Origin of the sequence: Ruminococcus sp. AF37-20, assembly GCF_003460465.1 — a bacterium.
GTDB lineage: Bacteria > Bacillota > Clostridia > Oscillospirales > Ruminococcaceae > Hominimerdicola > Hominimerdicola aceti.
The window spans coordinates 1-7,235 of sequence record NZ_QTVE01000043.1 but is presented as its reverse complement, the minus strand read 5'-3'; the positions used below and the strand labels follow the sequence as shown (position 1 = coordinate 7,235).

Below are 7,235 nucleotides of genomic sequence, written 5' to 3'. Positions count from 1 at the left end.
CAGCGGCATAGTCCATTTTTTCGCTATTTCATGAGTTGCAAGATACAGTGCCTTTAACAGCGCCGTATCGCTGGGAAACACGCTTCTCTGTTTGTTCAGACGACGATAGCCGCTGTTAAGGCTTTCGATCGCATTGGTGGTGTAAATGACCTTTCTCACATCAGCGGAAAACTTGAAGATCGGTGAGATCACATCCCAGTTTTTGTACCAGCTCTTCATGGCGTTTGGATAATCTTTCTCCCACTTCTCCGTCACACGCTCAAGCCGTTCAAGTGCAGCGTCCTCAGACGGCGCCTGGTAAATTGTTTTCAGATCATTAGCAAATTCTTTCTTGCTTTTTTCGCCAACGTATTTCAGCATATTTCGCACCTGATGAACGATACAACGCTGTAATTCTGTCTGCGGAAATGCCGCTGATACGGCGCTCCTTTCATACCCGAAAGACCATCGGCACATATCACGAGGACGTCCTTTACACCACGATTTTTCAGCTCGTTCAGAACGCCAAGCCAGTACTTTGCACTCTCGTTTTCACCGATATGTATGGACAGCACTTCTTTGTGACCTGTCAAGCTTACTGCAAGGATTACATATGCTGCAAGTTTTTTTATCTGTCCGTTTTCTCGTACAGAAAAATGTACAGCATCAATAAATACAATGAGATAAACCTCGCCCAGAGGACGTTTCTGCCAGTCCTCTATCTGCGGAAGAAGGCGGTCTGTGATATCGGATATCATACTCCTCGAGCAGCATTCCGATGATGTTCTTTTTTCCTTCGCTCATTGGTTCTCTTTTTCTTCTTCCCATAAAAAATCAGCCTCCTGTGTTATTTATATTTTACCATAGTTGACTGCGTTTTTACAGACTTTTTTTCGGTGGGTCTCAGCTCTTTTATTATACACTACTTTGGAGATTTACATAACATATGGGAGAAAACCTATCTTTTCTTTGAATATAGCTTTTAAGATATTTCTTAGTTAGTCATATTTTGTTCTTCTCTGATGCCAATTCCTGACTTTCTCTTTTGTATCATTTTTCTGAGCTTTCTATCAGTTTGTATTTTTAAAGAACACTGCTTCTGCGAATAATTATCCTCAATACAGCGACTTAAATTCACAAACAATCCCATAACAGTATTTCTAAGCAGCATATTTTCAAAATCATCAATATTGTTAAGCATATTCTGAACGTACTCATTACCATCATTTGCGGACTTTGTGAGCCACTCCACAGCCTTTTCCTTATCCTTTTCAAGTTCATCTGCTCCGAAAAGATAAAGCCTGCCGAGCTGATAGCTTGACCACATATTCTTATCAGCGGATTTTTCAAAGTAATCTACCGCCTTTTGAATATCATACTTTTCTTCCTGCAAATACAACTTCCCAAAAGCATACTGTGTGAATTCGTTATCCTCTGCAAGCAGCAAATATTTCTCTGCTCTTTCTAAATCCTGCGTGACAATTTCACCTTTCAAATAAAACTGACCCAACTGAAAACAAGCAAAACTGTCACCCTTATCTGCACATTCTGTCAACATAAATAGTCCTTTTTCAATATCTTGTGAAAAATGTTCACCCGAAATATATTCCAATGCAAAAAAACGCTTTGCATTGGAATTTTTAAGTTTCATTGCTTTTTCTACACACTCCAACCCCTTCTCCAAATCAGCTTCAATGTGGTTTCCCTGAATTAATGCTTTGCCATATTCATACAGACCATTCTTGTTATTCATCTCAGCGGAACGTTTGAAGTAATCAATGGCTTTTGAAATATCAGCTTCCGTTCCAAGTCCGTTTTTGTACATAACTCCAATTTTATAAAATAGGTTATCGTCAGCCTGATCCTTGCTTTCGAGTTCAAGAAATCCTGACAATGCAGCTTTGTAATATCTCTGTGCGGTTTCTTTATTCTCAGCAACATATTCACCCTTGCTGTACATTTGCGCAGCGGCATAGGAAGCATACGGCTGACCCTGAGAAGCCGATTTCTGATACCACAAAAAGGCCTGCGACAAATCTTTTTCCACGCCGTTGCCATAATAGTATAGGTTAGCGAGACTGTATTGTGCGAATTTGTGGCCCTCCTGAGATGACTTCAAAAACCATTGAAACGCTTTTTCATAATCCTGTTCTGTGCCTAACCCATAGCAATGCATTTTACCAATGCGATACCAAACGTAAGAACGCATATCCGCAGGTTTCATGACCTGTCCCTTGAATTTAGGTTCGTATGGGAACATATAGTCCGAATCCGGCTCTATCTCCATAAAGCCCTGCAATGCCTCTTTGTAGAATGAGGATGACTTTTCTTCCTCTTTTGCACCAAGCTTTTCCGTGGAATAAAGTTTTCCCAAATCGTGAATCGCAAGAACATTACCTGCCCCTGATTCGTTAAGCAAAAGCTGCTCCGCTTTTTGAAAATCTTCAAGCTTTGATTGCTTGTTATAAATCAGCTTGCAGGCTTCTTTGTATGCGTTGCTCCATTTTAAATAATATTTGCTTTTCGGAGAATCATCGGGTTCTTTTGGCGAGATTTTGCTGCTGCATGAAAAACCATTGGCAGCCATATCGTCATTATCAAAATAAATCGCATTATCAAACTCATCAATCTGCGGAGGAATATCTGTTATGTCATCATCAGTTTTTTCTGTCAGTTCCGGTTCTTCAATCTCAATATCAACAACAGGACTATTCATATCCAGCACGGTCTGAATGATCATATTTTTAACGGACTTAAACTCCTTGTTATCCGCAAGCTTCGGAAACTGAACTCTTGCTGACGAATAAACATCATGCTTCTGCTGTTCCATTTCGCACCAGAGGGAGTACATTTTTTGAATTGATTCGTTTTCCGCAAGCCTTATAAAAATCTCATCAACAGTTTTCTTCACATCCGCTTTCAAGTATCCGTATACCTTTTTGCCTTTAGAAGAATTAAGCTGTTCATGCAGTTTTGCAACAAGATCAATTAGTTCTGCATTATCAACATCATTCTGTGAAATGTTATCCGCAAGCTGTTTCATCAACTGCTCAGACTCTTTTTTCATCTGATTGCGCAAATCGGTCTGCTGTGCGTAGAGATGGTGAAGTTCGTCCGCATAAATATCGTTTGCAAAACCACTGCGGATTTTTTCAATACCATGATTAGTGAGAAATCCCTCACGCTCGTTTGTGGAGTACACGATGATATGCACATGGGGATTCGTTTTCTTATCGTGAAAGGCGGCATACCATTTCAGATTAGCCATATCAATTTTTTGATTCTTTGCAATGTTAGAAATCTGCCGCTTGACTAATTCCCGCCACGCTTTTAAATTATCATACCCCATTGCCTGAGCGTTATCTCTGCGCAGCGAAACGACATGAGTCCAGACGTTACCGCCGTGGTTTGCAATATCTTTTGCAACCTTTTCAAGATTAATAGGCTCGTCCGATTGTGAGAATAAACCGTGAGAACCAAACTTGACTGTGCCGGGACGGTTTGCAAGATATCCAACATAATTTTCACGACTTGTAAGCCTGTCCATGTTTCGGTCAAGTATTACCGATATGAGCGCTGAACCGTTTTTAATTGTGGGATTCTTTTGGTAATCCTCATACTCAAATAACTCTTTGCTGTCGGGGAAATCGTGCAGCAGAGATGAAATAAGCTCCTGCTGACTTTTCGTAGCAGGAGCTGTTTCATTTGCATTCGGTATCGGGACTGAACCCTCACGGGTTGCAATATATTTTACATAATGGTACAGCTGTTTTTTCTTTCCAGAGCCGCTTTTAAGATAGCGGCTTGTAACAATTAATTTTGGCAATTAAAAATCACTCCTTCTGATACTCCACAGCGTCCTCATAATCAATAATACCGTTGATTTTACGGACTTCATTAACGCACATGGCATGAAGACTTCTAAGCGTTTCATCGTCCACATCATTTATCGCCGCAGTCATATGCGACAGCTTGCCAAGCTCAACTGCAACTTTGAAAAGCAAGCGGGCAAGCCGCTGTTCCGTACCCTTAATTGTAGCTTTGACTGTTTCGGTTATCATTGGTGAAATGTAATTCACGCTTTTTTCCTCATCAAGATAACCGATGTAGAACTTGATCGCTTTTTCAATAAACTCACTCTGCGACTTGCAGTTGTCGTTTTTGTAGTGAACCTCCACGTCTTTCAACGTTTCGGGATATGCCCATAGCGCAAATTTTACTTTATTCTCAAAACTCATCTTACAACACCTCTTAAATCCTTGGCTTTACGCTGTTTTCTGCCACTGCAACCCCTAATTTTCAAAATCCCCGATTTTACAACCCCTTTGCCGAAAACTCTGTAAATCTCGCAAAATGCGGTCGGCTTTGCCGTCCGCTGTAACTGTTTCGGGGTTTCAACCCCGAAACTTTAACTTGCAATATAATATTTAAGCCAATCCTATTGGCTTTGCCCTCATAAACCCACCCGAAATCTCCTGATTCCCACCATTCTCAAACTCTGCGACAAATGCCCACAAAGCCGTTTAACCACTCCTATGGTAAACTTACCCCACCGACCGCCGAACCTCGCCACACGGGGCGACACGGTGCGAACTGTGGCTTGTTACTGCTCGGACAGCTTTTCCGTTTCGGCAGGCAAAGAGTTTCTCGACTTTTTGGCAGGCTTCTTTTCCGACTTCATCTCAATAAAATTCCTAACATTCTGCGGTACATTTTTCTGATACAAGCCGTCAATGCACTTGTCGATTTCATCCGAAAGCTTAATATTTTTCTGCTCCAAATACATTTCCAGAGCCGCTAATCTTTCATCACTAATTGTTATCGCAACTGATTTTTTCATTCGCTGTCACCTCCGTTTTCATCAATTTTATCCCGCACTTCCTGCGGATAATCCACGCCCTCATAGGTACACCAGCTTGTCCAACCGCCGTTTGAAACAAGGTCTTTTGTCACATATCCTGCTGATTCGGAACAGTAAATCACCTCGCCGTCACCGACATATATCCCATGCTGACTGCCGTCAAACAGTCCTATACCTGCGACCTCAGGCATGGTATCAAGACTGCCTTGCTCGGTGAAAACAAGCGTATTATGATCGGAATTGAACACTTTTTCCGTGGGATTATAGTTCAGATATCCAAGCATAAGTCCTGCATTATCGGCATATCTGATACGGTCAACATAGTCACGATTTCCGATTGCACCCTGCTTAAATCCCCAGCCTGAGATGTACGCATTCTCCGCCCAAGCCGCAAGATCGGAACAATTTTTTGTTGTTCTATCCGTAAACATATACTCATTTATGGTGGAATTCATAACCCAAGTGTAGGTCCTCATAAATTCGTCATAGTCGATTTCCAAACCGTAAGTTGAATTTATCGCAGCGATCAGATCGCTGTCATTCGGAGCAACGGCGAACAGGTTGGCATAGGACTGCGCATTGAAATTCTGCACATCATCGAAATATGACATATATATCAGCTGTGCTTTTATGGTCTGAGAGCGAACCCCTGCGCCCCTCATGGCGTCCTCAATTTCCTGACCGCTGTTTTGAATTTCGGTTATTTTCGCCTGCTGTTCGCTGTCAAGGCTTTCAAACAAAGACGAATCGCTGAACATTTCAGCGTTAATTTCAGGCTGTTCGATCTCTATGCTGCCCATGCTCGAAAGCACAGCTACGGGCAGGCACATCAGTCCAATAAATCCTGCGGCGATGCTTCCGATCAGAACAAACAGCTTTCCTCGTTTCTTTTCGTCGCCCAGAATATATATCGCTACCTTTTTCAGAGCAACCGCAACTGTTGCAGACATTACCGACCACCACCGTTTCCAAACAACACAGCCTTGTACTGCGGAGCGATGACCTGTAACAAATATCTCTCGTTTCCGCACCTGTAAAGGCAAGTGCCACGTTCGGGATACTTTATCAAGCTGTACTCCGATTCTTCAAGCTGCAAGGTATCAATAAAAGCAGTCGGTGAAATATTACCGGGGTTGAACAGAAAATGATGAGATGGAATACTGAACAGCGGCTTGGTAAATTCCTTGATCTCAGGCAGTAAAAAGTCCTCAATATTCTGACTTGCCAGAATAAATGAGGACTCCTTTTTACGAACACGCTTCATGCCGTTGCGAATATACTCAATCGCCGTCATATTTGTGAGAAACAAATACAGCTCGTCTACTGCGGCAACTGTATTTCCTCTGCCGAGCAGTTGATTGCTCATATAGCTGAGAATGTTGAAAAGCAGCGTATCCTTGAGCCTTTTGTTAGTGTCCATAAGACCTTTCACTCCGAAACAGATAAACTCGCAGTCCTTGATGTTGGAGTGACCATTGAAGTACTTGCTTTCCGCACCTTTGCACATGGAGTGAAGTCCAAGACAGATATTCTGCAGCATTTCTTCGGTATAAAGATGTTTTTTCTCGTAATCAAACGCCATGAATTCCTTTTCAATAAGTTCGTAGAGGTCGCTCATAATTGGATAATCTTCGCTGTCCAGCGTATTGAAATCGGTAAAATCATCAATTCCAAATCTTGCGTACAGCTTCATAAGCATGATCTCTATGGTGTCAATTTCGCTGTCAGAAAAGTCCTTGTACGCTCTGAAAAAATCCTTTAAATACGATATGTGCTGTGATAATCTTGTGACTTTTCTGAACGTTTCGGGATCTTCAATATCCGCTTTTTCGCCGTCGCTCCAAGCTTTAGGTTCAAGCGGATTTATCATAAATTCGCCCGACATCATATCAATGTATGTTCCGCCGAGATTTGAACAAATGTCACGGTACTCGGCTTCGGGATCTAAAACCAACACACTTTTCCCAGCCTCACGCTGATTGCACAGCAAAAGTTTCATAAGATACGACTTGCCCTGACCGCTGTTGCCAAGAATTAAAATATTGGAATTTGTCTTGTCCTCGGTACGCTTGTCAAAGTCAACAAGCACGTTGCTGCCGTACTTATCTCTGCCGATATAGAAGCCGTTTTCGTCCGTTTTTCCGCTGTAATTCAAAGGATAAAGATTAGCAACACTTGAAGCAGGAAGAACACGCTCAAACTGGCTTGCGAATACATTATTGCCCGTCGGCAAAACCGATAAAAAGCCCTCTTTCTGACGGAGCAAAAGCCTGTCTACAGATATTTTTGAACGTGTTAATTCCATCGAAATGTCGGCTTGCAGTTCCTTTAATTTATCTTCTAATCCTGTATAATAAAAACAAAGGAGTGTGTCATCAATGGGAACAGGAAAACA

General features: G+C 42.0%; 5 protein-coding genes and 1 pseudogene. All 6 read right to left on the bottom strand.

Annotated elements, in window-relative coordinates; genetic code table 11:
• Window positions 1-737, bottom strand: a pseudogene (locus tag DW015_RS12955) (IS256 family transposase); the annotation flags it as partial.
• Window positions 738-973: 236 nt separating this feature from the next.
• A complete protein-coding gene (gene mobP3 / locus DW015_RS12950; protein ID WP_117905927.1) occupies window positions 974-3,805 on the bottom strand; it encodes a MobP3 family relaxase in 2,832 nt (943 codons plus the stop codon).
• Window positions 3,806-3,812: 7 nt separating this feature from the next.
• The gene (locus tag DW015_RS12945; protein ID WP_117905926.1) at window positions 3,813-4,217 is read right to left on the bottom strand and encodes a hypothetical protein; all 405 of its coding nucleotides are present in this window, start codon (window positions 4,215-4,217) and stop codon (window positions 3,813-3,815) included.
• Between the two features lie 365 nt (window positions 4,218-4,582).
• Complete coding sequence (locus DW015_RS12940; RefSeq protein WP_117864224.1) at window positions 4,583-4,819, bottom strand: DUF6103 family protein; 237 nt, start codon at window positions 4,817-4,819, stop codon at window positions 4,583-4,585.
• Entirely contained in the window at window positions 4,816-5,790 is a 975-nt protein-coding gene (locus tag DW015_RS12935; protein WP_117905925.1) for a hypothetical protein, read from the bottom strand. Before DW015_RS12935 ends, DW015_RS12940 begins: the two co-directional genes overlap by 4 nt.
• Window positions 5,790-7,235: DUF87 domain-containing protein (locus DW015_RS12930; protein WP_117905924.1), on the bottom strand; the 1,446-nt coding region annotated here is incomplete at its 5' end. The genes DW015_RS12930 and DW015_RS12935, both read right to left, overlap by 1 nt.

Excerpts from the sequence above, each read along its gene's own strand:
- DW015_RS12945 (WP_117905926.1), bottom strand. The coding sequence starts at position 4,217 with ATGAGTTTTGAGAATAAAGTAAAATTTGCGCTATGGGCATATCCCGAA.
- DW015_RS12940 (WP_117864224.1), bottom strand. The coding sequence starts at position 4,819 with ATGAAAAAATCAGTTGCGATAACAATTAGTGATGAAAGATTAGCGGCT.
- DW015_RS12935 (WP_117905925.1), bottom strand. The coding sequence starts at position 5,790 with ATGTCTGCAACAGTTGCGGTTGCTCTGAAAAAGGTAGCGATATATATT.